The organism is Mycobacterium gordonae (assembly GCF_001417955.2).
Lineage (GTDB): Bacteria > Actinomycetota > Actinomycetes > Mycobacteriales > Mycobacteriaceae > Mycobacterium > Mycobacterium gordonae_B.
The window spans coordinates 1-559 of sequence record NZ_LKTM01000266.1 but is presented as its reverse complement, the minus strand read 5'-3'; the positions used below and the strand labels follow the sequence as shown (position 1 = coordinate 559).

The 559-nt window shown below is 77.1% G+C and carries 1 pseudogene; it reads left to right on the top strand.

Annotation, left to right across the window (positions count from 1 at the left end):
- A pseudogene (locus AO501_RS39485) lies at positions 1-559 on the top strand (PE family protein); the annotation flags it as partial.

Genomic DNA, 559 nt, shown 5'->3' with positions numbered 1-559 from the left:
CTGTACGGCTCGGGCGGAGCCGGAGGGGCCGGCGGTATGGCGTCTGCCTCCGGCACCACCGGCGGGATCGGCGGCAATGGGGGGCACGCCGGGTTGATCGGCACCGGAGGCACCGGCGGAGCGGGTGGTGCCGGTGCCGTCGGTGCGGGCGGTACCCCGAGCGGTAACGGCTTCAATGGCGGTGGCGGCGGTAGCGGCGGCAGTGGTGGCGCCGGCGGTCTCCTGGCCGGCGACGGCGGGGCGGGTGGAATCGGCGGAGCCGGCGGCACCGGCGGAGCGGGCGGCGCCGGTCTCGAGGGTGCCGCGTCGACGAATCCGCTCTACGCAGGCGCGAGTGGAGGAAACGGCGGCAACGGCGGGATCGGCGGCGCAGGTGGTAGCGGAGGGGCCGGCGGTACCAGCGGCTTGTTCGGGTCCGGCGGCGCTCAAGGCGTCGGCGGAACAGGCGGGAACGGCGGGAACGGCGGGACGCCCGGTGACGGCGGTACGGGCGCCGCGGGGAGCTGGTCGGTGAACAACGGGGTGGGCGGCGCGGGCGGCATCGGGGGCAATCCCGGAG